Annotated in this window: 26 protein-coding genes; 9 read left to right on the plus strand and 17 right to left on the minus strand. The window is 57.9% G+C overall.

What is annotated here, in order from left to right:
- Nucleotides 1-15: 15 nt before the first annotated feature.
- The 7 genes from QOL67_RS09280 to QOL67_RS09310 all read right to left on the minus strand — a co-directional run bounded on the left by QOL67_RS09280 (nucleotide 16) and on the right by QOL67_RS09310 (nucleotide 4,869).
- Nucleotides 16-240, minus strand: a complete 225-nt coding sequence (locus tag QOL67_RS09280) for a DUF1127 domain-containing protein (protein WP_283425694.1) — start codon at nucleotides 238-240, stop codon at nucleotides 16-18.
- Nucleotides 241-370: 130 nt separating this feature from the next.
- The gene (locus QOL67_RS09285; RefSeq protein WP_283425695.1) at nucleotides 371-958 is read right to left on the minus strand and encodes a hypothetical protein; all 588 of its coding nucleotides are present in this window, start codon (nucleotides 956-958) and stop codon (nucleotides 371-373) included.
- Nucleotides 959-969: 11 nt separating this feature from the next.
- Nucleotides 970-2,682 carry an urease subunit alpha gene (gene ureC, locus QOL67_RS09290; RefSeq protein WP_283425696.1) on the minus strand — a complete coding sequence of 571 codons (1,713 nt, stop codon included), beginning with the start codon at nucleotides 2,680-2,682 and terminating at the stop codon, nucleotides 970-972.
- Nucleotides 2,683-2,707: 25 nt separating this feature from the next.
- Nucleotides 2,708-3,283: a hypothetical protein gene (locus QOL67_RS09295; RefSeq protein WP_283425697.1), complete on the minus strand. Its 576-nt coding sequence runs from the start codon at nucleotides 3,281-3,283 to the stop codon at nucleotides 2,708-2,710.
- Nucleotides 3,283-3,591 carry an urease subunit beta gene (locus QOL67_RS09300; RefSeq protein WP_283425698.1) on the minus strand — a complete coding sequence of 103 codons (309 nt, stop codon included), beginning with the start codon at nucleotides 3,589-3,591 and terminating at the stop codon, nucleotides 3,283-3,285. The genes QOL67_RS09295 and QOL67_RS09300 overlap by 1 nt, the downstream gene beginning before the upstream one ends.
- Nucleotides 3,592-3,680: 89 nt before the next feature.
- Nucleotides 3,681-3,983, minus strand: a complete 303-nt coding sequence (locus QOL67_RS09305; protein ID WP_283425699.1) for an urease subunit gamma — start codon at nucleotides 3,981-3,983, stop codon at nucleotides 3,681-3,683.
- Between the two features lie 4 nt (nucleotides 3,984-3,987).
- The gene (locus tag QOL67_RS09310; RefSeq protein ID WP_283425700.1) at nucleotides 3,988-4,869 is read right to left on the minus strand and encodes an urease accessory protein UreD; all 882 of its coding nucleotides are present in this window, start codon (nucleotides 4,867-4,869) and stop codon (nucleotides 3,988-3,990) included.
- 268 nt (nucleotides 4,870-5,137) lie between these two features.
- Between QOL67_RS09310 and rpe the strand changes: the two genes are divergently transcribed.
- Nucleotides 5,138-5,827 carry a ribulose-phosphate 3-epimerase gene (gene rpe / locus QOL67_RS09315; protein WP_283425701.1) on the plus strand — a complete coding sequence of 230 codons (690 nt, stop codon included), beginning with the start codon at nucleotides 5,138-5,140 and terminating at the stop codon, nucleotides 5,825-5,827.
- A gap of 21 nt (nucleotides 5,828-5,848) precedes the next feature.
- Here the strand turns inward: rpe and QOL67_RS09320 are convergent, their stop codons facing one another.
- Nucleotides 5,849-6,373: an SH3 domain-containing protein gene (locus QOL67_RS09320; RefSeq protein ID WP_430458945.1), complete on the minus strand. Its 525-nt coding sequence runs from the start codon at nucleotides 6,371-6,373 to the stop codon at nucleotides 5,849-5,851.
- Between the two features lie 110 nt (nucleotides 6,374-6,483).
- On the opposite strand from QOL67_RS09320, the gene QOL67_RS09325 reads away from it, so the two are divergent.
- The 4 genes from QOL67_RS09325 (at nucleotide 6,484) to QOL67_RS09340 (ending at nucleotide 11,346) form a co-directional block, all read left to right on the plus strand.
- Nucleotides 6,484-7,470, plus strand: coding sequence for a 2-hydroxyacid dehydrogenase (locus QOL67_RS09325; RefSeq protein WP_283425703.1), 987 nt, complete (start codon nucleotides 6,484-6,486; stop codon nucleotides 7,468-7,470).
- A 6-nt stretch (nucleotides 7,471-7,476) separates the two neighbouring features.
- Nucleotides 7,477-8,028 carry an RNA 2',3'-cyclic phosphodiesterase gene (gene thpR, locus QOL67_RS09330; RefSeq protein ID WP_283425704.1) on the plus strand — a complete coding sequence of 184 codons (552 nt, stop codon included), beginning with the start codon at nucleotides 7,477-7,479 and terminating at the stop codon, nucleotides 8,026-8,028.
- Nucleotides 8,029-8,098: 70 nt separating this feature from the next.
- Entirely contained in the window at nucleotides 8,099-9,880 is a 1,782-nt protein-coding gene (ggt, locus tag QOL67_RS09335) for a gamma-glutamyltransferase (protein ID WP_283425705.1), read from the plus strand.
- Between the two features lie 68 nt (nucleotides 9,881-9,948).
- Nucleotides 9,949-11,346, plus strand: coding sequence for an FAD-binding oxidoreductase (locus tag QOL67_RS09340; protein WP_283425706.1), 1,398 nt, complete (start codon nucleotides 9,949-9,951; stop codon nucleotides 11,344-11,346).
- A gap of 61 nt (nucleotides 11,347-11,407) precedes the next feature.
- Here QOL67_RS09340 and panB read toward each other — a convergent pair whose 3' ends face one another.
- Both panB and panC read right to left on the minus strand, forming a co-directional pair.
- The gene (gene panB, locus QOL67_RS09345; protein WP_283425707.1) at nucleotides 11,408-12,217 is read right to left on the minus strand and encodes a 3-methyl-2-oxobutanoate hydroxymethyltransferase; all 810 of its coding nucleotides are present in this window, start codon (nucleotides 12,215-12,217) and stop codon (nucleotides 11,408-11,410) included.
- Nucleotides 12,214-13,056 (minus strand): pantoate--beta-alanine ligase, encoded by an 843-nt coding sequence (panC, locus tag QOL67_RS09350; RefSeq protein WP_283425708.1) that lies wholly within the window; start codon nucleotides 13,054-13,056, stop codon nucleotides 12,214-12,216. Before panC ends, panB begins: the two co-directional genes overlap by 4 nt.
- Nucleotides 13,057-13,238: 182 nt before the next feature.
- On the opposite strand from panC, the gene QOL67_RS09355 reads away from it, so the two are divergent.
- Nucleotides 13,239-15,746 (plus strand): GcvT family protein, encoded by a 2,508-nt coding sequence (locus QOL67_RS09355; protein ID WP_283425709.1) that lies wholly within the window; start codon nucleotides 13,239-13,241, stop codon nucleotides 15,744-15,746.
- Nucleotides 15,747-16,014: 268 nt separating this feature from the next.
- Nucleotides 16,015-17,097 (plus strand): zinc ribbon domain-containing protein, encoded by a 1,083-nt coding sequence (locus QOL67_RS09360; RefSeq protein ID WP_283425710.1) that lies wholly within the window; start codon nucleotides 16,015-16,017, stop codon nucleotides 17,095-17,097.
- A 78-nt stretch (nucleotides 17,098-17,175) separates the two neighbouring features.
- Here QOL67_RS09360 and QOL67_RS09365 read toward each other — a convergent pair whose 3' ends face one another.
- The 7 genes from QOL67_RS09365 to QOL67_RS09395 all read right to left on the minus strand — a co-directional run bounded on the left by QOL67_RS09365 (nucleotide 17,176) and on the right by QOL67_RS09395 (nucleotide 22,284).
- Nucleotides 17,176-17,574, minus strand: a complete 399-nt coding sequence (locus QOL67_RS09365) for an EF-hand domain-containing protein (protein WP_283425711.1) — start codon at nucleotides 17,572-17,574, stop codon at nucleotides 17,176-17,178.
- A 59-nt stretch (nucleotides 17,575-17,633) separates the two neighbouring features.
- A complete protein-coding gene (locus tag QOL67_RS09370; RefSeq protein ID WP_283425712.1) occupies nucleotides 17,634-17,972 on the minus strand; it encodes a carboxymuconolactone decarboxylase family protein in 339 nt (112 codons plus the stop codon).
- 98 nt (nucleotides 17,973-18,070) lie between these two features.
- The gene (locus tag QOL67_RS09375) at nucleotides 18,071-18,730 is read right to left on the minus strand and encodes a DUF938 domain-containing protein (protein ID WP_283425713.1); all 660 of its coding nucleotides are present in this window, start codon (nucleotides 18,728-18,730) and stop codon (nucleotides 18,071-18,073) included.
- Nucleotides 18,730-19,806 carry an NAD(P)/FAD-dependent oxidoreductase gene (locus tag QOL67_RS09380; RefSeq protein ID WP_283425714.1) on the minus strand — a complete coding sequence of 359 codons (1,077 nt, stop codon included), beginning with the start codon at nucleotides 19,804-19,806 and terminating at the stop codon, nucleotides 18,730-18,732. Before QOL67_RS09380 ends, QOL67_RS09375 begins: the two co-directional genes overlap by 1 nt.
- A complete protein-coding gene (locus QOL67_RS09385) occupies nucleotides 19,803-20,741 on the minus strand; it encodes an aldo/keto reductase (RefSeq protein WP_283425715.1) in 939 nt (312 codons plus the stop codon). Before QOL67_RS09385 ends, QOL67_RS09380 begins: the two co-directional genes overlap by 4 nt.
- A gap of 295 nt (nucleotides 20,742-21,036) precedes the next feature.
- Nucleotides 21,037-21,630, minus strand: coding sequence for an NAD(P)H-dependent oxidoreductase (locus QOL67_RS09390; RefSeq protein ID WP_283425716.1), 594 nt, complete (start codon nucleotides 21,628-21,630; stop codon nucleotides 21,037-21,039).
- A 153-nt stretch (nucleotides 21,631-21,783) separates the two neighbouring features.
- The gene (locus tag QOL67_RS09395) at nucleotides 21,784-22,284 is read right to left on the minus strand and encodes an Lrp/AsnC family transcriptional regulator (RefSeq protein ID WP_164645852.1); all 501 of its coding nucleotides are present in this window, start codon (nucleotides 22,282-22,284) and stop codon (nucleotides 21,784-21,786) included.
- Between the two features lie 218 nt (nucleotides 22,285-22,502).
- Here QOL67_RS09395 and trxB point away from each other — a divergent pair, with 218 nt between their 5' ends.
- Together trxB and QOL67_RS09405 are read left to right on the plus strand one after the other, a co-directional pair.
- Nucleotides 22,503-23,444: a thioredoxin-disulfide reductase gene (gene trxB / locus QOL67_RS09400; RefSeq protein WP_283425717.1), complete on the plus strand. Its 942-nt coding sequence runs from the start codon at nucleotides 22,503-22,505 to the stop codon at nucleotides 23,442-23,444.
- A gap of 151 nt (nucleotides 23,445-23,595) precedes the next feature.
- A complete protein-coding gene (locus tag QOL67_RS09405; RefSeq protein ID WP_283425718.1) occupies nucleotides 23,596-25,278 on the plus strand; it encodes an adenylate/guanylate cyclase domain-containing protein in 1,683 nt (560 codons plus the stop codon).
- Nucleotides 25,279-25,314 lie beyond the last annotated feature (36 nt).

The raw sequence follows: 25,314 nt of genomic DNA on the forward strand, positions 1-25,314 counted from the left end.
CCCCAGATGCACAGATTACAGGTGCATATAGTCGCGGAAGACGTGTTGCACGATTTCGTCGCGCTTGAGGCCTTTGGCTTCCAGTTGCTCGTCGGTCATCGCGTTCAGGCGATCGACGTATTGTACGCGGCTGTTGCTTTCCATGATTGCGATCAGGGCGTTGCCGATGACGCGGAAAGGGGCTGCCAGGATGTGACCCAGCGAGTGGTGTTCGGTTGTGTGTGTAGCTGTCAGTGCCATTTTGAACCTCAGTTTCAGATAAACCTTTGGTCCTCCCTTGGCGCTGAATATGGGTCAAAGCGGTTGCCATGTGCAGTCTGTCTTTCGTCATATCTGTCTTGCGTCTGACGCAAGGCAAGTCAGAGTTTGTTTATTTTTCAACGGCTTCAATGCGGATGTACGTATATCGTTCGGCGGCTTCGTTTTGGGGGCGGGTTTCAACCAGATAAGAGAACCCAAGTTCCGGCAGGTAATACATGGTTTCTTCATAACCATCGTCATCGTGGTAGATACCGATGATGGGCATCATCTCGTAAGAGCAGCCGCCAATCGTGACTTGGGTGCTGGGACCAAAAATGTGGGTTTCCCGCGTGGTGTGTGTGCCCTCATAATCCAGAGTGATCACCTCCGTGTCCCAGCGACCGTCCGCCACAGGGATTGGCGCATCGGCAGGTTTGAGTGGATAGACGTGTGTGCTGCGCGATCCGGTCATAAGATCGCCGTCTTCGGTGTCAAACTGCTCCACCACATAGATGCCTTTAAGTAACAAAAAGCGCGATCCGAAGTGCTCGCCATCATCCCATTCGCCCCGAATGAAGTGTGCGCCGTCCCGTGTGTAGGTTTCGGTGATGCCGTCCAGATCAGTCAGGCGCACGCCTGTCTCCATGTCCGCATAGGTGGGACATTGGGAAAAAGCAGGTGTTGCAAGAAAAGTAAGGGCAAAAAGGGTCGTGCGCATAGGGCCTCCGGTCAGAACATGAAGTACCGCTGTGCCATGGGCAGCACCTCGGCGGGCTGACAGGTCAGGAGTTCACCATCGGCGCGTACTTCGTAAGTCTCTGGATGGACTTCGATGTGCGGTGTCGCGGCGTTGAGTTTCAGGTCTGACTTGCCAATGGTGCGGGTATTCTGAACAGCAACGGTTTGTTTTGCCAAGCCCAAGCTGTTGCCGATGCCCTCAGACTGGGCAGCGTCCGACACAAACACCACAGCGGCGTTTTCGACTGCGCGGCCATAAGCGCCAAACATGGGGCGGGAATAGACCGGTTGCGGCGTTGGGATGGATGCGTTTGGGTCGCCCATTTGGGCGCAGACGATTGAGCCACCGATGAGCACCATTTCGGGCTTCACGCCAAAGAAGGCGGGCGACCACAGCACAAGGTCGGCGCGTTTGCCTGCCTCAATGGAGCCAATTTGATGGCTGATGCCATGGGCGATGGCCGGGTTGATCGTATATTTGGCGATGTAGCGGCGGACACGGAAATTGTCGTTTTCACCGGTTTCATCAGGCAAGCGACCGCGTTGTTTCTTCATCTTGTCAGCGGTCTGCCAGGTGCGGATCAGTACTTCGCCAACGCGGCCCATGGCCTGACTGTCGGATGCGATGATCGAAAATGCGCCCATGTCGTGCAGGATGTCCTCAGCGGCAATGGTCTCGCGGCGGATGCGGCTTTCGGCAAAGGCGACGTCTTCGGGGATTGATTTGTCGAGGTGGTGGCAGACCATGAGCATGTCGAGATGCTCATCCACGGTGTTCACGGTGAACGGGCGGGTTGGGTTGGTGGAGGAGGGCAAAACGTGCTCTTCGCCACAGATTTTGATGATGTCCGGGGCGTGGCCGCCACCCGCGCCTTCGGTGTGGAAGGCGTGAATAGTCCGGCCTTTCATGGCGGTAACCGTGTTTTCGACAAAGCCGGACTCGTTGAGCGTGTCGGTGTGGATCATGACCTGCACGTCCATTGCGTCTGCCACAGAGAGGCAGCAGTCGATGGCGGCAGGGGTTGTGCCCCAGTCCTCGTGTAGTTTCAGCGCGCAGGCGCCGCCTTTGATTTGCTCTTCTAGCGCGGCTGGCAAGCTGGCGTTGCCTTTCCCCGCAAACGCAAGGTTCATCGGGAAGGCATCAGCCGATTGCAGCATGCGGCCAATATGCCAAGGGCCGGGGGTGCAGGTGGTCGCCAATGTGCCGTGCGCGGGGCCGGTGCCGCCGCCCAGCATGGTGGTCAGGCCGGAGTGCAGCGCGTCCTCGATCTGTTGTGGGCAGATGTAGTGGATGTGGCTGTCAAAGCCGCCAGCGGTGAGGATTTTGCCCTCGCCAGCAATGGCTTCGGTGCCGGGGCCAACGATGATGTCGACATTGGGTTGCGTATCCGGGTTGCCGGCTTTGCCAATTTTATGGATGCGCCCGTCTTTGAGGCCGACGTCGGCTTTGTAGATGCCACTGTGATCGACAATCAGCGCGTTGGTGATGACTGTGTCCACAGCCCCCTCGGCACGTGTGGTTTGCGCCTGGCCCATGCCGTCGCGGATAACTTTGCCGCCTCCAAATTTGACCTCTTCGCCGTAAGGGCCGGTCAGGTCGCGCTCGACCTCGATCACAAGGTCCGTGTCCGCCAAGCGAAGTTTGTCCCCAACGGTGGGGCCAAACATGGCGGCGTAGTCGGAGCGGGAGATTCTGGCGGGCATGGTGGTGGTCCTTGGAGGGGCAGTTTTAGGTGGGGTCAGAAGTGTTGTGCCGAAGCGCTCGGTAGCCGTCCGTTGTGATAGACCACAATTTGTTGCCGGACTTTGGGCCAACCGTCATCTGTACCAGGTTGCGGGATTGGAGATCCTCGAGAAGGACCAATGTCTCGGGTTTGTTTTGCAATTTGGCGTCGGTCTTGATGCCGGACCAAGATCGTAGTGCAAACCTTGAAGATGTCAGGGCGTTCAGAATGCGAACATCAGTTTCCGTCAATTCTACGACGGTTGCAGTTGCGGCTAGTTCTTGCTCGACTTCTGGCTCAGCAGCAGCTTCCACAACGGTCTCAAGCTTTTGCTCAAGCGCTTTGAAGTCTGCTTCCAAACCCGACGCGGACAGCTTGAACGAGTTAAGGAATTGTCCGGCCCATGGCAGAATGGCCAACGCAATAAGCACAATGTGTGGAGTGGTGAGCCTGCTTTCGCCTTTGCAGGTCAAATCCCAGATCAGGATCAACATCAGCGATATCGAAATACATAACGCAACCCGAAAACTGGACCTCTGCTTGGCTTCGTTTTCGGAAAGTTTTTTTTGAGACTGGCCCATTAATCCAATGCTCCCATAACATTTTGGTTGAATCCAAAAACGTTACGGGCGCCGGAGATCGCGATCAAGTTCACTTCACGCCGCTGGCCCGGTTCAAAGCGTACAGCGGTGCCCGCGGCTATGTCCAAGCGCAGGCCGTGGGCCGCTGCGCGGTCAAAATCAAGCGCGGGGTTGGTTTCGGCAAAGTGATAGTGGCTACCCACTTGGATCGGGCGGTCGCCGGTATTGGCCACCATGAGCGTTGTCACTTTTGCGTTGCCGTTCAAGACCAGCTCACCCTCTGCCGGGATCAACTCGCCGGGGATCATGATAGTTTCCACCCCAAAAAGGTCAGCGCCGGACCTGAGGCTGTTACTGACTTGGCGGCAATGACAGAGCGTTGCATCAAAAGACTCCTTTAGCGGATGGGGTTGTGCACGGTGACAAGTTTGGTGCCATCCGGGAAGGTGGCTTCAACCTGCACTTCGTGGATCATCTCGGGGATTCCCTGCATGCACTGATCGCGGCAAATCACGCGGGCGCCGGATTGCATCAGGTCAGCCACGGATTTGCCGTCGCGGGCGCCTTCGACCACGGCGTCGGTGATCAGAGCGATCGCTTCCGGGTGATTGAGTTTCACCCCACGCGCGAGGCGCTTGCGGGCCACTTCGGCGGCCATGGAAATCAGCAGTTTGTCTTTTTCACGCGGGGTCAGTTGCATCGTGTCAGAGCATCCATGTTCGAGGGAGGTCAGCGCCGTTGAGGTAAGTCAGTGTGGGCAAAAGGGATTGGCGCAAGGCGTGGCCGTCGCTCGCGAGGATGCGGGCAAACAGCAGGCCGTCGCGGATCATGCTGGCGCCAGCGGTTTGTGGCAGATAGCTGCGCAATGTGTCCAGGTAGCGGTCCGCATCTGGCGCGGCCAGCAGGAGCGTGGCCATGGCGCGGGCGCCGCCGGCGATGGCGGCTCGGTTGAGGTGGTTTTGTGCGTGGCCGCAGAGCTTCACGCGGTCTGCAAACAGCAGCTCGCCGTCGCGTTTCACGGTGATGCGGTCAAACAGCTCCATTGATTGAACAGTTTCCCCCATGGCCGTGCGGCCAAAGATCATTGGCTCGACCATCAGAAACCGCGATGTGCTGTGCATTTCTACAGTCAGGCTGCGCGACAGGGCGGCACCGTCAAACAGGATGGTTTCTTGTGGCAACCAATCCAGACGGGCGTTGGGCGAGATGTGTAGCGAGCTATCCAAACGTCCCATGTGCGCATCAATGCTGCGATAGGCGCGTTCGGCGGCCTGTGTGGTCAGGGTCAGGTGGCTGCCTTCACCTGTGTGTGTCGTGATGTCAAACTGGTCACCGCCAGTGATGCCACCTGCGGTGTTCAGGAGCACCGCTTGCAGGGCGGCGGTGCGCCCGTTGGGGTAATTGGCATTTGGGAACAGAACGCGGCTGGAGCCTGACAGACGCAGGTCATCCAGCACCGACATGCCATCGCGCAGTTTGCTTCGGATGTCCGCTGCTCCAATGGCGCGGGGTTGCTGCGACTGAGCTGGCGTGGATATGGGGGCTATAGCTGTTATGGCGTTGGTCCGTGGCCTGGCGTTTTTCAATCGCTCGCACCGTAGGTTGCTGCCCAAAAGATGTGCTGCCCAAAAACTAAGCAAGATGAAGCTGTGCGCCTGAAATTCAGACAGAATTGCCGTAACTGCCAAAAGAACGAGCAAAATTGGAACGCGTCGTCGCGTGTCCGTGCCCAATTGTATTTTGGCGTGACAAAGGCCATTTTGCCGCCAGTTTCGAATCGCCTGACATCAGGTGTTTGGTGCCCCCGCAAGGGTCACATTCAAAGCCGGCGCAGGTCCGGAAAAGGAGCCCAACATGAGCTTTGATCGCAAAATCAAAATTGCCCCATCCATTCTCTCTGCGGATTTTGCCAACTTTGGCCAAGAGATCCGCGCGATTGAGGATCAGGGTGCGGATTGGGTGCATGTGGATGTGATGGATGGGCATTTTGTGCCAAACCTGACGTTTGGACCGCCGGCGGTGAAAGCGTTCCGTCCGCATGTGAAAACCTTCATGGACGTGCATCTGATGATCGCGCCAGTGGACCCATATATCGAAGACTATGCTGAGGCTGGTGCGGACATGATCACCGCGCATGTTGAGGCAGGGCCCCACATTCACCGCACCATCCAAGCGATCAAAGCACAAGGTGTGAAGGCCGGTGTGAGCCTGAACCCAGGCACGCCGCTGGAAAGCATTGAGCATGTGCTGGATCTGGTCGACATGGTGCTGATCATGACCGTGAACCCCGGCTTTGGTGGGCAGAAGTTCATCCACTCCGGTGTCGAGAAAACCCGCCGTCTGCGTCAGATGATCGGGGATCGGGAAATCCACATTCAGATCGATGGCGGCGTGACCACAGAAACCGCGCCTTTGGTGGCCGAAGCCGGTGCTGACGTGTTGGTGGCAGGCTCTGCTGTGTTCAAAGGTGGCTCTGTTGATAAAGCCGACGTTTATGGTGACAACATGCGCGCCATCCGGGCGGCTGCTGAAGCGGCGCAATAATACAAATCATTTGGGGCGGGATCAGTCGCGGATCTCGCCGGCCTCCACGCCCCAAAGCTCTTCTTTCAAAACCCAGCCTTTGTAGCCGCCTGCATTGAGGCGGCACCAGTCTGGATTGCACTCTTCCAGCTTTGCGATCACGCCATGTTCCAGATGCGCCGCGGCGGCGACTTTTTCGCCCGGGCGCACCGCCAGTGGCAGCATGTCTTTCTGCACAATCACAGTGCGCACACCCGAGAGCAGGGAGTAGTGTATCCAGCCGCCAGCGCCCTCGATGTCTCGCACCCGGCGCCAGTGGCCGTATTCGGCTGTGATCTGTAAAGGCATGGATTTTCGGGTAAACACCCAGTCAATGCGATGGGTGCGTGAGGGGCCGCGCCGCACGTTGGCTTTGGTCGCTTTCAACGATACGTATCGTGGCAGTGGTAGGTTTGTGACCGGACCACGCTTTTTCGCCGCCGGTGCCTCTGCTGCAGCGAAGGTTGCAAGGAGCAACAGAATAACTGCGCCCAAGCTCACGAGAGATTTTCGACCCAAGGTGACCATTTTGCCTGATTTTTTCTGCTCTGGTGGCGCTCGCAGGTTCTTGTGCCTGACTGACCTGTGGGGCAGTGTGGCAGCAACGCGCTGAATTGAAAAGCATTGGGAGGCCCTGCATGCCAAAGCAACGTCTGAGTGTTGTCGTTACGCGACGCTTACCGGAAGCCGTCGAAACACGACTGTCAGAACTCTTTGATGTGCGCCTGCGCCATGATGATACGCCGATGAGCCGTGAGCAGCTGGCTGACGCGATGAAAGAAGCGGATGTTCTGGTCCCAACGCTGAGCGACAAGATTGACGCCAGTCTGATTGCCCAATCCGGTGAGCGGTTGAAGCTGATTGCCAACTACGGCGCCGGTGTGGACCACATCGATGTGGCTTCCGCGCGCCAGCGTGGTGTGCTTGTTTCCAACACGCCAGGCGTGTCGGCTGATGACACGGCTGATATGGCGCTGGCGCTGATCCTGGGGGTGACCCGGCGGGTTGGCGAAGGTGTGCAGCGCATGCAGTCTGGCGAATGGGATGGCTGGGCGCCAACCGCGCTTTTGGGTGGCCGGGTCAGCGGCAAGCGGCTTGGTATTTTGGGCATGGGGCGCGTGGGTACGGCCGTTGCGCGGCGGGCGCAGGCCTGTGGCATGCAGATCCATTACCACAACCGCCGCCGTCTGCGGCCCGAGATCGAAGAACAATATGAGGCAACCTATTGGGAGAGCCTTGACCAGATGCTGGCCCGCATGGATGTGGTGTCGGTGAACTGCCCGCATACGCCGTCGACGTTCCATTTGTTGAACGCACGTCGGTTGAAGCTGATGAAGCCGGGCTCGGTGATGATCAACACGTCTCGTGGTGAGGTGATTGACGAAAACGCTATGGTGCGCCTTCTCAAATCTGGCGAAATCGCTGGCGCGGGGCTGGATGTGTATGAGCACGGGCATGAGGTGCATCCCGACTTACGTGGGCATCCAAATGTGGTGCTGATGCCGCATATGGGGTCGGCCACCGTGGAAGGGCGGATCGAGATGGGAGAGAAAGTTCTCATCAACATCAAGACCTTCGATGATGGACACCGTCCGCCCGACCTTGTGGTTCCGGCGATGCTCTAAGCCATCATGCGCGCTTTCGTTGGCATTCCGTTGGACGGGCCAGAAGCGGAAGCGCTTTTGGATGTGCAAGGGCGGATTGCCGTGGGGCGCGAGGTGCCCGCAAACAATCTGCATCTAACGTTGGCGTTTCTGGATGATCTTCCGGTGGAGACGCTGGAAGCGTTGCACGAAGAGCTGGAGCTGATCCGGCAGTCGCAGTTTGAGTTGCACCTCAAAGGCATGGATATCTTGGGCGCGCCGCGCAGCCGGTCGTTTGGTCTGTTGGCGGCGCCGGATCCCACGCTCATGGCCTTGCAAGCGGATGTGGCGCAGGCGGCGCGGCGTTTGGGGATTGGGCTCGAGAAACGTCGGTTTCGGCCCCATGTGACGCTGACGCGATTTCGTGATGGCCGGCAACCGCCCGAACGGGTGCAAGCGGCCTTGTCGCGGGGCGCCTCACTGGAAATTGATCCAATCATGGTGAGCGAAATTGCCCTATATCGTTCGTCTTTGACCTCCGAGGGCGCGGTCTATGAGATCCTGAGCAGCTATCCGTTATTGGTGCAGGGGCTGTCCTGACCTAAGCTGATTTTCAAATGGTGGCCAAAACTTAGGTTGCCGGTTTTGTCTTTGGGTTTGGGAGTGTGTCATGAAGCGATTTTTATCAGCGGTTTCCGTCACTTGTTTGGTGGCATCCGTGTCTTGGGCGCAAGAGGCTGCGGATGGCGTGGCACCGGAAATGGGATCCGTGCTGAGTATGCAGGTGCCAGAAAGCCTGCAAAATTCTCTGAAATCGAAGATCAGCGGCGAGCCGACCAAAGCCAAAGATTGGATGGTGGCCGCGGCGCATCCTTTGGCGGTTGAGGCTGGCGCCGCAGTGCTGCGCGATGGTGGCACGGCGGCGGATGCGATGGTGGCGGTGCAGGCGGTGCTGGGGCTGGTCGAGCCGCAAAGCTCAGGTCTGGGTGGTGGCGCGTTTCTGGTTTGGTATGATGCGCAGACGGGCGAAGTGACGACGTTGGATGGGCGTGAAATGGCACCTTTGGCGGCGACGCCGCGGCTGTTTCTGGGGCGCGATGGTGAGCCGCTGAAGTTCTTTGAAGCGGTTGTTGGCGGGCGATCCGTAGGCGTGCCGGGCACGCCGATGTTGATGCAGGAAGCACATCGCAAATGGGGGCGCAGCCAGTGGCCAAGTCTGTTTGACGCAGCGATCACCCATGCGGAGGAGGGGTTTACGGTTACGCCACGTATGGCAGCTTCGGTGGCGCGGGATGCAGAGCGGTTGGCGTCTCATCCGGTGACGGCGGACTATTTCATACCAAATGGTGCACCGCTTGCGGAAGGCAGGCAGCTGGACAATCCCGAATACGCAGCAAGCTTGAAGATGATGGCCGCGCAGGGGGCCGCGCCGTTTTACACTGGTAAGATTGCCGCTGACATTGTGGATGCTGTGCAAAATGCCAGCAACCCGGGCGTTCTGACTGGCGTGGATCTGGCGTTGTATCAGGTTAAAGAGCGTCCGGCAGTTTGCATGGACTACCGCGCGCATGATGTCTGTGGCATGGGTCCACCATCCTCTGGCGGGCTGACCGTGGGGCAAATTCTTGGTCTGATTCAGCCTTATGACATTGCAGGGCTTGGACCAGACAGCGCGGAGGCTTGGCGGCTGATTGGGGATGCGTCGCGGCTCGCCTTTGCCGATCGGGGCCGCTACATGGCGGACAACGACTATGTGCCGGTGCCAAGCGTGGGGCTGCTGGCGGCTGACTATCTGGCGGAGCGGGCAAAACTGTTGGACGGCAGTGCAGCTTTGGAGAGCGTGGCGCCGGGTGCGCCGGAGTTTGATCACGCGTTGCACTATGCGGATGGCGAAAGCTATGCGCAGCCCTCTACGTCGCACATCTCCATTGTCGACAGCTACGGCAACGCGTTGTCGATGACGACGACGATCGAAAACGGCTTTGGCAGCCGGGTGATGACCAATGGATTCTTGCTGAACAACGAGTTGACGGATTTCTCCTTCCGCTCACATCGCGATGGCGTGCCGGTGGCCAATCGGGTGGAACCGGGCAAGCGGCCGCGCTCCTCCATGGCGCCAACCATTGTGCTGAAAGATGGCAAACCGTCACTGGTGGTGGGCAGTCCGGGGGGCAGCCGGATTATTGGTTATGTCGCCAAAACCATCATTGCCCATGTGGATTGGGGGTTGGATGTGCAGCAGGCGATTGATCTGCCGCATCTGGTGAATCGCTTTGGCACCTATGACATTGAGAGCGAAAGCGCAGCGATGGAGTTTGGCGAACCGTTGACCGGCATGGGCTACAAGGTGAATGCGCGCGACCTCAATTCCGGATTGCATGCCATCTCTGTGGGGCGGCGTTTGCAAGGTGGTGCGGACAACCGGCGAGAGGGCTTGGCCTATGGCGAATAGTCACGCTTGACCCAGGGAGAGGCACACCATAGCCATGTCACAAATCATCATGGAAAAGGGGAGTGCCCATGGGACTGGCAGTGGATTTGCCGCGCAATGAAGATGGTATTGCGGCGGCTCTAGGTGTGTTGAAGCAGCAGTTTGGCGAGGCGTTTCACACCGGCCAGTCAATGCGTGAGCAGCATGGGCACACCACCACATGGATCAAGACGCAGGCGCCGGATGCGGTGGTTTTTGCTAAGTCCACCCAAGAGGTGAGCGACATTGTCAAAACCTGCGCCACGCATAAGGTGCCGGTGATTGCTTATGGCACCGGCACCTCGCTTGAGGGGCACGTGAACGCGCCTGCTGGGGGCGTGTGTATTGACCTGACCGAGATGAACGCGGTTGTTGCGGTGAATGCCGAGGACCTTGATTGTGTGGTGCAGCCTGGGGTGACGCGGGAGCAGTTGAATCTGGAACTTCGCGACCAAGGCCTGTTTTTCCCAATTGATCCGGGGGCAAATGCGTCTTTGGGCGGTATGGCGTCTACCCGGGCCAGCGGCACCAATGCGGTGCGCTATGGCACGATGAAGGATAACATCCTGAGCCTTGAGGTGGTGCTGCCGTCCGGTGAGGTGATCCGCACCGCGAGCCGTGCCAAGAAATCCAGCGCGGGCTACGATCTGACCCGGTTGATGATCGGTTCAGAAGGCACGTTGGGCATCATCACTGAGATCACGCTGAAATTGCAAGGTATTCCAGAGGCAATGTCCTCAGCCCGCTGTTCGTTTGAAACCATCGATGCGGCTTGTCAGGCGGTGATGATGACCATTCAGTATGGCATCCCGGTGGCGCGGATTGAGCTGCTGGACTCTTTGGCTGTGAAGGCCGCGAATGATTACTCGAAGTTGGACTTGCCGGAGCAGCATCTGTTGTTGCTGGAGTTCCATGGTTCGGAGACCGGTGTGGCTGAGCAGGCAGAGATGTTTGGTCACATTGCCGAAGAGGTGGGTGGCACCGGGTTTGAGTGGACGCAGAAGGCCGAAGACCGCAACAAGCTGTGGCAGGCGCGCCATGACATGTATTGGGCAGCGTTGGCGCTGCGCCCCGGTGCCAAAGGCATTTCCACCGATGTCTGCGTGCCAATCTCGCGGCTGGCGGAATGTGTGACTTTGGCCAAAGGCAAGGCGGATGAGCTGGGACTGATTTCCACCGTGGTGGGCCACGTGGGCGATGGCAATTTCCATATGCTGCCTTTGGTGGATATGGACAATCCGGATGAGGTCGCGGCGGCGCAAGGCTATGTCAGCTGGCTTAACGATGTGGCGATTGAGATGGGCGGCACCTGTACCGGTGAGCATGGTATTGGGCAGGGTAAAAAGCCCTATCTGCGCAAGGAACTTGGTGGGGCTGTAGATGTGATGGCAGCGATCAAAACGGCGATTGACCCGGATGGGATCATGAATCCCGGGAAGATATTCTAAGCCTGCGTTGTTTAGAGTTAAAAACGCAAAGCCCCGGTGCAGGACCGGGGCTTTGTTGTCTTTAGCGGTAGACTTCGTCTTCGCTTGGGAAGCTGCGGTCCTTGACGTCTTCGGCGTATTGGCTGACCGCGCGCTCGATAGCTGGGCCAAGGTCGCCGTAGACTTTCACAAACTTGGGTGTCCATTCGTTGAGGCCAAGCATGTCTTCCAGCACCAGAATTTGGCCGTCGCATTCCGCAGAGGCGCCAATGCCGATGGTGGGGATAGGCACCTGTTTGGTGATCTTGGCGGCGAGTGGTTCAACCATGCCTTCGAGCACGATGGCAAAGGCGCCGGCCTCGGACACCGCTTGCGCATCTTCTTCATGGATCGCCCAAGTGTCCTCGTCTCGGCCTTGGGTTTTGAAACCGCCCATGACGTGGCTGGACTGAGGCGTCAAGCCGATGTGGGCCATCACTGGGATGCCGCGTTCGGTCAGGAAGCGGATGGTTTCAGCCATACGTTTGCCGCCTTCAAGTTTCACCGCGCCGCAGCTGGTTTCTTTCATGATCTTGGCGGCATTGCGGAAGGCCACGGCAGGGCTTTCCTCATAGGTGCCAAAGGGCATGTCCACGACGATCAGGGCTTTTTGGGTGCCGCGCACCACGGCTTTGCCGTGCATGATCATCAGGTCCAGCGGCACACCGACGGTGCTTTCCATGCCGTGCATGACCATGCCAAGGCTGTCACCCACCAGGATGAAGTCGGCGTATTTGTCGACGATGGCGGCGGTGTGCGCGTGGTAGCTGGTGAGGCTCACAATTGGCTCGCCACCTTTGCGGTTGGCAATCTGTGGCACGGTGGTGCGGCGGATGGGGGTCTGTGTGCTCATGGTGTGACAACCCTTTGGTCAATCAGAAGAATGTCGCCAAAGGCAACGGAGATCATGATGGCGGTGGGGCCGGTGAGCGGCCCGTCTATGTCATTGAGCGTTTCGGCTGCAACGATGTCTAGCCCGGTGAGGATGGCGCGAGGCTCTGTCGCGATGGTGTCGACGATAGCTTTGTGCAGGTCAGCAACGGTCGCACCAGTCGCGGCAGCTTCGGCGGCGGTGAGGGATTGATTGAGCACCAAGGCTGCCTGCCGATCCTCAGCCGAGAGGCGGACATTGCGCGACGACATGGCGAGACCATCCTCATCGCGCACAGTGGGGGATCCAACAATGGTGAGCGGCATGTGCAGGTCGGCCACCATGCGCTTGATGACCTGAAGCTGCTGGTAGTCTTTTTCGCCAAAGACAGCCACGTCAGGTTGAACGATGTTGAAAAGGCGTGTGACCACTGTGGTCACACCGCGGAAGTGGCCCGGTCGGACCTTGCCGTGCAGCATGTTGGCAAGACGGGTGGTTTCCACAATGGTTTCGTCGCCCGCCGGATACATGGTTTCCACGTCGGGCATGAAGACCACGGCGACGCCAGCTTTGCGTAACATGTCCAAGTCGCGCGCCTCGTCACGCGGATAGGCATCCAGATCGGCGCTTTCGCCAAATTGTGTGGGGTTCACAAAAATGGACACAACCACATGGTCGGCCTCTGCCTTGGCGGTGTGCACAAGTGACATGTGCCCTGCGTGCAGAAAGCCCATGGTTGGCACCATCGCGACAGTTTTGTCGGTGGCGCAAAGCTCTTTGACTGCGGCGCGGCAGTCTGAAATCGAGCGGCAAATACGCATTTCTTGCCTGTCTCCCTTCAAGGTGGTTGTGGGGTGTAATGCCCCCGCTGCGATGCAGCAAGGCTTTTTGCGCCAACGTCGCGTCGCAATTGTGCAATCAAGCGTCGGCTGGACCGTGCGTAAAATCGCCAATCCAGTACAGTTTGCGCAAAAGACCTATGCTCAGGGGAGTCGCCTGTCTCATGAAAACCAACGTAAAAGCCCTTGTTGTTGGCGGCGGTGCCGTCGGCACCTCGATTGCCTATCACCTTGCCAAAGCGGGCTGGGATGATGTGATGCTGATTGAGCGAGATGAGCTGACATCCGGCTCAACCTGGCACGCGGCGGGCCTGTTGCCGCTGTTTAACATGTCATATGCGACCACGCATATTCACCAATACTCGGTGGATTTCTACAAACAGCTGGAAGAAGAAACCGGCTTGAACGCTGGGTTTGCCGTGGTGGGTAACCTGCGCATGGCGCAGACGCAGGAGCGCATGGATGAGTTTATGCTCTACGCGTCAACTGCGGAGACCTGCGGCGTGGCTTACGAGTGGTTGACCCCGGATGAGATCAAAAGCCGTTGGCCACTCATTCGTACCGACGACCTAAAAGGCGCGATTTATCACACTGAGGACGGCTATATTAACCCGGCGGATGTGACCATGGCGATGGCCAAAGGCGCGCGTCAACGGGGTGTGGAAATTGTGCGCAAGATGCAGGCGGATTCGTTCCATTGGACTGGCACCCACTGGGAAGTCAGCTGCACCAAGATGGTGGAAAAAGGCGGCAACCTGGTTGAGAGCGACGAGAAGGTTGTGATTACGGCAGAGCATGTGGTGACCGCCTCTGGCAACCACGCGCAGCGCACAGCCAAAATGCTGGGCATCAAAATGCCAGCCATCCCGGTGGAGCACACCTTCATTGTGATGGATCAGGATCCGGAGCTGGTGAAGTGGCGGGAAGCGGGCAATCCTGAGCATCCTGTGGTGCGGGATGCGGACTCGGAATCTTATGCGCGTGAGGAGCGTGGCGGTTGGATTTTGGGCATCTACGAGCACGGCGCCCCAGCGCGGTTTGAGCACGGCGTGCCAGACAGCTTTCGCGCGGACCTGTTCCCGCTCGATCTCGACCGGATTGCGGAACAGTATATGGCGATGACGGAGCGCGTGCCGTCCTGTGCTGACTCGGGTTTGAAAGACGATTTCAACGGGCCGATTTGTTACACGCCGGATGGTAACCCGTTGGTTGGCCCTGCGCCTGGGCTGCGCAACATGTGGCTGGCTGAGGGCTTCAGCTTTGGAATCACCGCTGCGGGTGGCACCGGTTACTATTTGGCGCAGATGATGGTCGATGGCGAAGCTGAAATCGACATGGCGAGCCTTGATCCCAAACGCTACAGCAGCAATTGGATGACCACCGAATTTGCCGCGCGCAAAAACGAAGAGTGCTATGAGCACGTGTATATCCTGCACCACCCAGATGAGGAACGCCCTGCGGCGCGTCCATTGCGGACTTCACCGGCGTTTGACCGTCAGAAAGCCAAAGGCGCGCAGTTTGGTTGGGTCAATGGCTGGGAACGTCCAAACTACTACGGCCCTCTGGACGCACCCTCTAACTTTGACGAGGAGGCGCGTAGCTTCCGCCGCGGTGGCTGGTGGCAACATGCTGTGGATGAGGCCAAGGCAATCCGCGAAAATGTGGGTCTGATCGACGCAACAGCCTTTACCAAACATGTGGTCAAAGGCCCCGGTGCCACCCAGTTCCTCGACTGGTTCACCTGCAACAAGCTGCCAAAGGTTGGCCGCATCAACCTGACTTATGCACTGACGGCGGCGGGCACCACACGCACTGAATACACCATCGTGCGCAATGGCGAGGACAACTATTATCTTGTCTCCGCAGGGGCTTGGACCGAATACGACGCGGACTTCCTGCGCAAGGCGGCCGAGGACAAGATGGAAGAGTTTGGCTACATCGAGATCCAGGATGTGACCACCCAGTGGGGCGTGTTTGCCATTGCGGGGCCAAAATCGCGCGATGTGCTGAAGAAAGTTATCAGTGATGCGGAGCCAGAGACTGCGTTGACCAACAAGCGGTTCCCATGGCTGTCGGCGCGTCAGATTGAGCTGGGCATGTGTCCGGTGAATGCGATCCGTGTGGCTTACACGGGCGAACTGGGCTGGGAGCTGCACCATCCAATTGAGATGCAAAACTACCTGTGGGATCTGCTGACCGAGGCAGGGGCAGAGTTTGATATGAAGCTGGTTGGCGCGCGGGCGCAGAACTGGCTGCGTCAGGAGAAGAGCTATCGTGCCTTTGGCACCGAGCTGGGCCGGGATGCCACACCAGCGGAGGCTGACCTGCCGCGCTTTATCGACCTGTCCAAAGACTTCCATGGCAAAGCTGAGATGGAAGCGCTGGGCGTGCGGGTGAAGTGCTGCACCTTGCTGATCGATGGGCCGGAAGATGCAGACCCATGGGGCCGCGAGGTGCTTTACACGCCGGAAGGTGAACGCGTTGGTCGTTTGACGTCTGGCGGGTACTCGGTGGCTTTTGAGAAGAGCATTGGCATGGGCTACGTGAAGCCCGATCTGGCGGTGGAAGGCACCAAATTAAAGGTCAAAATGCTGGATCAATTGTGGGATGCCACTGTGACCTGTGACAGCCCGTATGATCCGAAAAACGAGACCATCCGGCAGAACGGCTAAGTCCCTAAACAAAAAAGAAAACGCCTCGCCCATGTGCGGGGCGTTTTTACGTAAAGGGAACAATCCAACTTCTCCCGAAACCATCGACAAGGGCCAGCCTTTGCACCAAGCCGTTGATGTCGGGCCAAAGCCACGGCCGTTGCCAAGCGTTGGATGGTCCGGTGTCTTAACCAGTTGCCCTTTGAGGTATTATGGAATTCCTTCCTTGCGCACGGCCTCACAAACACACTAGTTCGGAAGGCATGCCAAACACTTAGCAGGATCTATTATGAAAGCAGTTCGTCGCCCGCAGTTCTGGTTCAATCTGGCCATGTGGGTCATGACCCTCGTGATTTCGTCTTTGCTCATCCAGTTGGGCGCATTGGTCATGTCCGATGTGCCGACCGCCGGCAAACGTATTAGCCAGGCCGATTTTGTGAATGCCGACCAACTTGCGGATGTTGAACATCGCATCGTGAGCAATGATAAGGCCCTGCTCAACACGCAAAGAGATATTGAGGACGCGGAGTTTGTTCTGTCCTCTCGGACGCTTGATTATACCAACCAACGCGCCTCTTTCGAAAACTGGGTCAAGACGCGCTCTGCGACGGAAGCGGACAGCCAGAATGCTGAAGTGGTGGCACGTGCCCAAGGTATCGAAGAGTTGAAAATCGCCGAGCGTGATGCCCAGCGAATAATCGAAGACTTGCGCGTGACCGAACGGTCTTTGCTCCGCACCCAGCAAGACCTGCGCACCGAAGAATACGCCATTAACGATGCCTCATTTGAGCCTTATCAGAAGGCCCGTAGCCGTGAGGTTTTAAAGGTGTTTGGCCTGCGCCTTGCGCTCACGTTGCCGCTACTGTTGATATCGGGTTGGTTTGTCGCCAAAAAGCGCGGTTCCCAATATTGGCCAGTCTATCGCGGTTTTGTGGTGTTTTCCCTCTTCGCCTTCTTTGTCGAGCTTGTCCCCTACCTGCCGTCCTATGGCGGCTACGTCCGCAATGTTGTGGGCATCCTCTTGGCGCTTCTGTTTGCGCATTTTGTGATCAAGGGCATGAACCGTTATCTGGCCCGGAAGCGGTCCGAAGAACAACGGCCTGAAAGTGAAAAGCGCAAAGCCATCGCTTATGAAACGGCGGTCAAGAAGATCTCCGAAGGGGTCTGTCCGAGTTGTGACCGTCGTTTTGGGGCGGTTAAATTGCGTAAGGGAGAAAAACCGGATGAGGATCCGGTTGATTTCTGCGTGCACTGTGGATTTTGTCTGTTTGATCGATGCACAAATTGCAACACGCGCGAAAACTCTTTTTTCAAGTTCTGCGGGTCTTGCGGGACGCCATCGGAAAACGATCCATCTGCTCAGGTAAGCTAGGACGGCAGTCTTGGCACCGCGGTCAGAGCATCCTCAAAGAACAAAAAACGCCCCGCTCTTGAGTAGGGCGTTTTGGGTTTAGTATTCGCCTTTTGTTATGACGCCGTCTTTGTTGGTGTCCACACGTTCAAACCATGTGCGCAGCGCAGTTTCCATCTCAGAACGTGTCACGGACCCATCAAGGTTCAGATCGGTGTTTTCGCGTCCCAAGCCAGACACGGCGCGCAGCAGCAGAGAGGATGCATCTTTGCCTGCTGCCTCTGCGCGGGCTTTGTCAAAGGCGGTGTATTCTTCGTTGCTCAATGCACCGTCGCCGTCTGTGTCAAAGGTTTCAAAGATTGTTTTGCGCAGGTCTTCTACGTCGCCCCAGGTGATGGTTCCATCGGAGCCAAAGCTCCAGCTGGAGATGTCAGAGGCCTGTGCTGAAAAGGCGGAGGTGCAAGCCAGAAAGCTGGCCAAGGCAAGGGTGCGTCGCATGGTGGGTCCAATGTGTAGCGGATCAATTGAACCCACCATAGGTGGCGTGCAACAGAGTGTCAGCCCGCGGACAGCTCTTCAAAACACTCCTGTGCTTTTGCGGCATACATCATGGCGGGGCCTCCGCCCATTTGGATGGCCATGGCCAGAACATCGGCCACTTCTTCTTTGGTGGCACCTGCCCGAACCAGCGCGTCGCAGTGCAGAGAAATGCAGGGTTCACAGCGGCTGACAACCGCCATGCCAAGCGCGACAAACTCCTTGGTTTTGACATCTAGCACGCCGCCTTCTTTCACCGATTTGCTCAATCCGCCAAAGGCGCGAGCGGTGTCGGGGATGGCTTTGTTCAGGCCGCGCAGTTGGGTGCGGGTTTCAGAAATCTTGTCAGTCCAGCTCATGGGAATCTCCTATTTTCACGCAGATCATATTCCATTGGGGGAATGTGAATTTGATTTTGATCATGTGGCGTCGAAAAAGAGGATATGACGTGGCGTAGTTAGGAGGACGCCTGCCATGTCAGGAGCAGATTGTTGGCGGGCATCTCAACGGTTTGGGTGTTTACGAGGCCACAGGATTCGCCGAAGGCTTGGATGGCGGTGTCGGATTTGTACCCGAGCTCAGGATCTTGGTCCCGCAAGCTGGCATCAAATTGAATGTCTCCGTCGCTGATAAGTAAGCCGTCGCGTGAGAATGGACCATAGATTACAAGGCATCCGCGTGGTGCCAATGCTTGTGCCGCTTCTGAAAGCAGAACTTCGGCTTCGGTTTGGCTGACCAGATGCAGCAGGTTGCTGAGCAAGATCAGATCAACGGAGCCGGTCTGTGCGCCCCATCCAGGCGTGGTGGCGTCAAGTTGTATAGGCGCTTGAACATTGGGTAGGGAGGCCTCGGCCAGATAAGTGGCAATGCTGTTGATCCGGTCCAACGCAATTTCCGTTGGTTGCCACTGGGTGTCCGGGTAAGCCTGTGCGTAGGCGACCACATGTTGCCCGGTGCCGCTGGCAATTTCCAACGCGCGGCCTTGGGGTGGCACAAAGGGTGCAAGAGCTTTTGTTAGCGGTTCGCTGTTACGTGCGGCAGAGGGGGCAAAAAGTTTACCATCCGCCTCTGGCGTCGCAACGGAGGCGCTGTCTGGCAGGTTGAGGCGGCGGGGCATTAGGCGTACCTCGCTGGGTCAAGGGCTTGTATGACCTTTCGGTCGATGGTGGGGGCTTGGCCAGCGATCATATCTGCGACCAGTTGAGAGGCGGCAGGGCAGGATTGGAAACCGTAGCCGCCTTGACAGGCCACCCAGAAGAAACTGGGGTCTGCCGCGTCTGGCCCAATCACCAGATTGCGGTCTGGTGAGAACGTGCGCAGTCCCGCCCAGATGGCTTCAACGCGGGTGACCTCTTCGGTGACAAATTCTTGATACCGCGCAAGGCCTTCGGCGATGACCATATCGTCAGGCCAGGCGTCAAACGGTTGCATCGGGTCCTCTTCGGCTGGAGACACGATCAAGCTGCCAGCATCAGGTTTGGCGTACCAGTTTTCATGGATGTCCAACAACATGGGCCACTGGGAGACGTCATGCCCACCTGGCGCGGGGATTCGTGCCATGGAGCGACGCAGTGGATTGACGTTGAGAGGGGGGATGCCGGCCAGAATGGCAATCTCATCGACCCAAGCACCAGCGGCGTTGAGGAGCATCTTGGCGGTGTAGGCCTCGCCGTTTGCCACCACTTCCCAACCATTGGACTGTTTGGTGATTTTGGTGACCTCTTGACCGGTGTGCACGTCACCACCGTAAGCACGGCAGGATTTGGCAAACCATTGGATCAACCGGTCGGTGTCGATGTCTTCACCGGAATGGTGGTGTGCGATATTACCAATGGCGTCAACGTTGAGGATTGGCACCATGTCGACGGCTTGTTGCAGCTCCATCGGGGCGGCGTCAAAGCTTTCACAGCTGCGTTTGAAAGCCTCGTCTTCGCCTTTGGCGGCGAGGAACATCACCCCGCGTGGAGAGAGAAAACCACCGTCTTCCTGTTTGAAAAGCTCGCCACTGGCGTGGCTGAGTTCGACGGTGCTGGGCGCGCCGTAATTGGGCTCAAACATCGCAGCCGAGCGACCGGAGGCGTGGTAACCAAGGGCAGATTCCCGTTCCAAAACAACGGTTTTACCCAGAGGTGCAAGACGGGCTGCGGTGGAGATGCCGCCAATGCCACCGCCGATGATAAGAAAATCAATCATGCTTCGTCCAATCGATCTGTTGCGGGCGCGGGCGTTTGGCTGAGTGCGGTGATGCCTGCGTAGAGGGCGTCGTCCATGTCAAAGCTGGTGGCCGCAAGAGATGGTTCGAGTTGAGCAAGGTTGCGAGCTGAGAGAATGGGGCTAGGCGCAGCCTTGTGCTTGGCGACCCAAGCGGCGGCCAAGGTGGCGGGATGCAGGCCGCGAGAGGCGGCCAATTCAGACAGTTGCACGGCGGTTCTGTGCATCCAATCAACATCATAGCGGGCTGCGTAGCGCTCATCCGTGGCTAAGCGGCCTTGCGCATCTTGGGCGCTGTACTTGCCGGTGAGCAGCCCGCCGCCAAGCGGGGAATAGGTGGCGGGCAGGATGCCAAGATCAGCACACATGGGCAGAATTTCGACCTCGGCCTGACGTTTCACAAGGCTGTACATCGGTTGCAACAGATCGATTGTGAGGTCCAGTTTTGACGCAGCCCAAGCGGCTTTCACCACCTGCCAAGCGGCAAAGTTTGAGAGGCCAACATGTGAAATTTTTCCGTCCGCCTTGAATTTCGCAAAGGTTTCAAGGGTTTCTTCAATGGGGGTCTCTGCATCAAAGCGGTGCAGATAGAGGATGTCGACGTGATCCATGTTCAAGCGTTTGCGGGACACATCGAATTGTGAGCGAAGATTTTCGGCACCTGCGCCACCCCTGTAGCCAACTTTGGTGGCGATCACCAAATCATCGCGATTGGGGGCGGCGAGTGTGCCTAGAATCTCTTCGCTGCGTCCATCTGTATATAGGAAAGCAGTGTCAAAATGGGTGATGCCAGCGGCAAGGCAGGCGTCAAACATCTCAATGCTGTCGCGCTCGGAGGCGGTGCCGCCAAATTGCATGGTGCCAAAGGCATAGCGACTGATCGGGGTGCCGTTCGGGCTGGTGATGGTCTGCGTCATGGCGCGACGTTGCCATGATGGCGCGTGGGTTGGAAGAGGGAATGGGCAGGCCGCGGATTTGCTGTGTGAAGCGAAGGTAAGCGTGCATGTCGTGTTGCCCAATTAACTTGCGCGCAGGGCCTTGGCGCCAGCTAAAACCAACGTCGGTTTTACGTTGGTATCGCGGCTGTATTGCGGAGGTGGGTTTTGGACCCATCGTGCGCTTTCGTAGATGTTTGAGCGCTGAACCCGGTGGTCGCCGCGCGACGACCGAAAAGTGGCGCAGGGCGGGTTTTGAGGCGGGCTGCAGACGGACCTATGCCGGAGTAGGTGGTGGCAGGGTGAGGCCGCAAGTGTAGCTCTGTTCCAAAAGCGCCTTGCGCCGGGCTTCGGAGCCTTTGGAGCCGTAAAGAAGTTCCATACGGCGGGGTGAGAAGCCAAAAAAACCAAACGTGCCTTGTGTCCAGCAGGTGTCGAGTGCGGCGCGATAGCCTTTGCCTTCCACTTCATCAGAGCGTGCGCCCGCAGGGATCAACAACAGACCGCTGCGGTTGCGTTGCATGGATTGTTCGGGGTCCCCCAGCTGGTCATAAGCCCAGCCCCAGCTCCAAACCCGATCCACCCAGCCTTTGGTCATGGCGGGCATGCCCCACCAGAATAACGGGAAGATCAGACAGATGGCATCAGCGCGGGCAATGCGGGCCTGTTCGCGAACCACATCCGATGGCACGTTGCTGTGCCCGTCACTTTCGTTGTCTGCCATCGTCCACAACGGATTGAAGCCTTCGGCGTGCAGATCTGCCAGCTCGGTTGTGTGACCTGCTGCCTCTGCTCCCATCATGAAGTGGTGTGCTGCTGCGTGGCTGAATGACTTGGGGTTGGGGTGATCCAGTACGGTGAGTACGTGCATTGAGACTTTGCCTGTTTTGTAGTGTTGGAGAACTTTAAGATCTCAAGTTCCCTTGAAGTCAAAGGCAAAGAATTGTTTGGTTGTAACAGGATGTAAAAAAACCGCCTGGCCAATTTTGGAGGCGGCTTTGAATTTGGCGCATGGAAAGGCGTTTTATGCGTCGCGGCTCAGTCGCTCTTCGAGCACTTCAAAAGGCACGCCTGGCGCGTCTTTGGCACCGCGGATCACCAGTGAAGTTTTCACGCTGGCAACGTTGGGCGCGGAGGTCAGGTCTTCGGTGAGGAAGGTCTGGAAAGTGCTCAGGTCTGGTGCGACACACTTCAAGACAAAGTCGACCTCGCCGTTGAGCATGTGGCACTCACGCACCAAGGGCCAATCGCGGCAACGATCTTCAAACGCCGACAGATCTGCTTCGGCCTGACTGACAAGCCCAACCATGGCAAAGACCTGCACCTCAAAGCCCAAAGCGCGGCTATCGACATCGGCGTGATAGCCACGAATGTAGCCTGCATCCTCAAGCGTGCGCACGCGGCGCAGGCACGGTGGTGCGGAGATGCCGACTCGTTTGGCAAGCTCGACATTGGTCATGCGACCGTCAGCCTGAAGTTCTGCGAGGATTTTGCGATCGATGGGGTCTAGCCGGTGTCCGGGCATGTAGCTCGTCTCGTTGGTCGGTTTTGCGGTTGTTATATCACTTAAGGTCGTATGCGCAATAATGTTTCGTGTTAGCGCAATATCCTTTTACGGATTTCCGCGCATTGGCACTTTGGGAGACCATACGTTTCACTTTTTTGTCTTGGGCTTTTCCTGATGCACGGGGAGGGCTATATCGGCTAGCGACTAAGACTTTGCAACGCGGAAAGGTGCCTTTCATGGCCGACACTAAACACACCAAGGTTCTGATTATTGGGTCCGGGCCTGCGGGCTACACCGCGGGCGTCTACGCCAGCCGCGCGATGTTGGAGCCGGTGCTGGTGCAGGGCATCGAGCCGGGTGGGCAATTGACCACCACAACTGAGGTCGAGAACTACCCATCGTTTGTGGAAGTGCAGGGGCCGGAGCTCATGATGAAGATGGAAGAGCACGCCAAGGCCATGGGGTGTGAGATCATTGGTGATATCATCACGGATCTGGATCTGAGTGAGCGTCCGTTTAAAGCCAAAGGCGACAGCGGCACGTTGTACACCGCGGATGCGGTTATTCTGGCAACCGGTGCGCGGGCCAAGTGGCTGGGGCTGGAGAGCGAAGAAGCCTTTAAAGGCTTTGGTGTCTCGGCCTGTGCCACCTGTGACGGGTTCTTCTATCGCGGTCAGGAGATTGTGGTTGTGGGTGGCGGCAACACGGCCGTTGAGGAAGCGCTGTTTTTGACCAACTTTGCCTCCAAAGTGACCTTGATCCACCGTCGCGATGAGCTGCGGGCGGAGAAAATTCTGCAGGATCGCCTGTTCAAGAATGAGAAGATCGAGACTCTTTGGTTCCATCAGCTGGAAGAGGTGGTTGGTGACGACATGCCCAAGGGTGTGACCGGCGTGAAAGTGAAGCACGTGGAAACCGGTGAGATCAGCGAGATCCCGGCGAAAGGTGTGTTCATTGCGATTGGCCATGCGCCAGCCAGCGAGTTGGTGAAAGACCAGTTGGAGCTGCACAACGGTGGCTATGTGAAGGTTGAGGCGGGCACGTCCAAGACATCCATTCCAGGTGTGTTTGCTGCGGGTGACTTGACGGACCACGTTTATCGTCAGGCGGTCACGTCGGCGGGCATGGGCTGTATGGCGGCACTGGATGCGGAACGGTTTATCGCTGAAACCGAGTGAGTTCTTGCGTAAGTGAGATTGAGACGGGGTCGCTTGGGCGGCCCCGTTTTTGTTTGGGGTTGTGCGATAATGCGCAGAGCGCTGCGCCTTGACCGCGGGGGTGGGGTTGGTCAGTCTCTGAGCCAGGGACACCAGGTAAAGGACGGCACCGTTGAACAGATTGTGGCAGGGCAATTGGCGCACCAAGGCGCGCATTGTGTCGGGGTTGATCCTGTTTTGCTATGTGCTGTGGCACTTCACCAATGTGGGGCTCGGGTTGTTTTCGCTCGAATTGATGCATGGTGGACAGGAACTTCTGGAAGAGCTCACTGAGGGACCTTTGGGTGGCGTTGTGCTTTATGGGGCTTTGCTGACCCATATGGGGTTGGCGCTCTATCGGTTGGCGCGCAAGCGGACGTTGCGCATGCCTGCCTCGGAAGCGGGGCAGGTGATTTTGGGGCTGACGATCCCGTTGTTGCTGATGACCCATATTGTGCACACGCGGGTGGCGGAGAACCGGTTTGAGGTGGAGCCGGAGATGGGTTTCATAGCTGGGCTGATCTGGAACTCACCCAGTGGATGGCAGCAGGCGACCCTATTGTTGGTGGTCTGGATTCACGCCTGTATTGGCCTGCATATGTGGCTGCGGGTGCTGCCCGGCTGGCGACGGGTGCTGCCGGTGATGCTGTCGTTGGCGACTTTAATACCCGCCTTTGCCCTGGCCGGGTTTCTGGTGCAGGGGCGGTTGCAGAATGCACGGCTGTTTGACCCGGAGGGTGGCGCGGCGTTGCGTGAGAGTTACGGTTTTCCGACAGCGGAGACCTTTGCGCGGTTGGCGGAGATCAATCGTGGCATGCTGGGAATTTTTGTCGGCCTCGTTGGGGTCACGATGATGGTGCACTACGGACGGCGCTTTATCGGCGCGCGGCGGGCGGTGCGTATTCGCTATGTCGATGGGCCGGAGATTTCGGGACAGCCGGGCATGACACTTTTGGAGATGTCGCGGGTGGCTGGCGTGCCGCATATGGCGCTGTGCGGTGGGCGTGGCCGTTGCACGACATGTCGGGTGATTGTTGAAGAGGGAGGCGGCTTATTACATCCTCCGGAAAAGGCAGAGGCAGACAGTCTGGCGGCCGTCAACGCCCCGCCCAATGCGCGGTTGGCATGTCAGTTGCGGCCCAGAGAGCCAGCCACCGTTCTGCGGGTGTTTCGCAGTGACGGGCAGCAGGCGCGGGCGCACCAAAGTCTGGGGCAAGAGCGGCGCTTGGCGATCTTGTTTCTGGATATGCGCAGCTTTACGGCACGTACCACCGGGCAGCTGCCGTACGATGTGGTGTTTCTGTTGAACCGGTTCTTTGATGCCATTGTGCCGTCGATAACAGGGGCAGGGGGCACGGTGGATAAGTATCTCGGTGACGGATTGCTGGCGGTGTTTGAGCTGGACAGTGAAGAGGCTTCGGCCAAGGCGGCGATTGAGGCAGCGGCGGGGATCAGTTCGGCGTTGCAAGTGTTTAACCAGGCCCTGAAGGCGGAGAATGCGCAGCCAGTGGCGATTGGTATGGGGCTGCATCTGGGGGATTTGGTGTTGGGTGAGATTGGTGCGGCCAATTTGGCGCCACGCACCATTATTGGCGACACGGTGAATGCGGCGAGCCGCCTGGAAGGGCAGACCAAGGCGCTGGGCGTGGAAGTGCTGGTGTCCGAAGCAGTTCTTGCGGCGGCGGGACATGATCCGGAGGTGCATCATCTCGAGGTGCTGGAGTTGCGTGGTGTGGCGCAGCCAGTGCGGGCTTTGGCGTTGAAGCGCGCGGCGGCCTTGCCTGCGGTGCTGTCCAAGCAGGCTGAGATGGTGTGATGTCGCGCTGCGTTGCAGCATTGCAACGGCAGCATG

The sequence above is a fragment of the Shimia sagamensis genome (genome assembly GCF_900182745.1).
In the GTDB taxonomy this organism is placed as follows: domain Bacteria; phylum Pseudomonadota; class Alphaproteobacteria; order Rhodobacterales; family Rhodobacteraceae; genus Shimia; species Shimia sagamensis.

What these genes read in the sequence shown, in the direction of transcription:
- QOL67_RS09280 (WP_283425694.1), bottom strand. Translation starts at nt 240, where the DNA reads ATGGCACTGACAGCTACACACACAACCGAACACCACTCGCTGGGTCAC.
- QOL67_RS09285 (WP_283425695.1), bottom strand. Translation starts at nt 958, where the DNA reads ATGCGCACGACCCTTTTTGCCCTTACTTTTCTTGCAACACCTGCTTTT.
- ureC (WP_283425696.1), bottom strand. Translation starts at nt 2,682, where the DNA reads ATGCCCGCCAGAATCTCCCGCTCCGACTACGCCGCCATGTTTGGCCCC.
- QOL67_RS09295 (WP_283425697.1), bottom strand. Translation starts at nt 3,283, where the DNA reads ATGGGCCAGTCTCAAAAAAAACTTTCCGAAAACGAAGCCAAGCAGAGG.
- QOL67_RS09300 (WP_283425698.1), bottom strand. Translation starts at nt 3,591, where the DNA reads ATGATCCCCGGCGAGTTGATCCCGGCAGAGGGTGAGCTGGTCTTGAAC.
- QOL67_RS09305 (WP_283425699.1), bottom strand. Translation starts at nt 3,983, where the DNA reads ATGCAACTGACCCCGCGTGAAAAAGACAAACTGCTGATTTCCATGGCC.
- rpe (WP_283425701.1), top strand. Translation starts at nt 5,138, where the DNA reads ATGAGCTTTGATCGCAAAATCAAAATTGCCCCATCCATTCTCTCTGCG.
- QOL67_RS09320 (WP_430458945.1), bottom strand. Translation starts at nt 6,373, where the DNA reads ATGGTCACCTTGGGTCGAAAATCTCTCGTGAGCTTGGGCGCAGTTATT.
- QOL67_RS09325 (WP_283425703.1), top strand. Translation starts at nt 6,484, where the DNA reads ATGCCAAAGCAACGTCTGAGTGTTGTCGTTACGCGACGCTTACCGGAA.
- thpR (WP_283425704.1), top strand. Translation starts at nt 7,477, where the DNA reads ATGCGCGCTTTCGTTGGCATTCCGTTGGACGGGCCAGAAGCGGAAGCG.
- ggt (WP_283425705.1), top strand. Translation starts at nt 8,099, where the DNA reads ATGAAGCGATTTTTATCAGCGGTTTCCGTCACTTGTTTGGTGGCATCC.
- QOL67_RS09340 (WP_283425706.1), top strand. Translation starts at nt 9,949, where the DNA reads ATGGGACTGGCAGTGGATTTGCCGCGCAATGAAGATGGTATTGCGGCG.
- panB (WP_283425707.1), bottom strand. Translation starts at nt 12,217, where the DNA reads ATGAGCACACAGACCCCCATCCGCCGCACCACCGTGCCACAGATTGCC.
- panC (WP_283425708.1), bottom strand. Translation starts at nt 13,056, where the DNA reads ATGCGTATTTGCCGCTCGATTTCAGACTGCCGCGCCGCAGTCAAAGAG.
- QOL67_RS09355 (WP_283425709.1), top strand. Translation starts at nt 13,239, where the DNA reads ATGAAAACCAACGTAAAAGCCCTTGTTGTTGGCGGCGGTGCCGTCGGC.
- QOL67_RS09360 (WP_283425710.1), top strand. Translation starts at nt 16,015, where the DNA reads ATGAAAGCAGTTCGTCGCCCGCAGTTCTGGTTCAATCTGGCCATGTGG.
- QOL67_RS09365 (WP_283425711.1), bottom strand. Translation starts at nt 17,574, where the DNA reads ATGCGACGCACCCTTGCCTTGGCCAGCTTTCTGGCTTGCACCTCCGCC.
- QOL67_RS09370 (WP_283425712.1), bottom strand. Translation starts at nt 17,972, where the DNA reads ATGAGCTGGACTGACAAGATTTCTGAAACCCGCACCCAACTGCGCGGC.
- QOL67_RS09375 (WP_283425713.1), bottom strand. Translation starts at nt 18,730, where the DNA reads ATGCCCCGCCGCCTCAACCTGCCAGACAGCGCCTCCGTTGCGACGCCA.
- QOL67_RS09380 (WP_283425714.1), bottom strand. Translation starts at nt 19,806, where the DNA reads ATGATTGATTTTCTTATCATCGGCGGTGGCATTGGCGGCATCTCCACC.
- QOL67_RS09385 (WP_283425715.1), bottom strand. Translation starts at nt 20,741, where the DNA reads ATGACGCAGACCATCACCAGCCCGAACGGCACCCCGATCAGTCGCTAT.
- QOL67_RS09390 (WP_283425716.1), bottom strand. Translation starts at nt 21,630, where the DNA reads ATGCACGTACTCACCGTACTGGATCACCCCAACCCCAAGTCATTCAGC.
- QOL67_RS09395 (WP_164645852.1), bottom strand. Translation starts at nt 22,284, where the DNA reads ATGCCCGGACACCGGCTAGACCCCATCGATCGCAAAATCCTCGCAGAA.
- trxB (WP_283425717.1), top strand. Translation starts at nt 22,503, where the DNA reads ATGGCCGACACTAAACACACCAAGGTTCTGATTATTGGGTCCGGGCCT.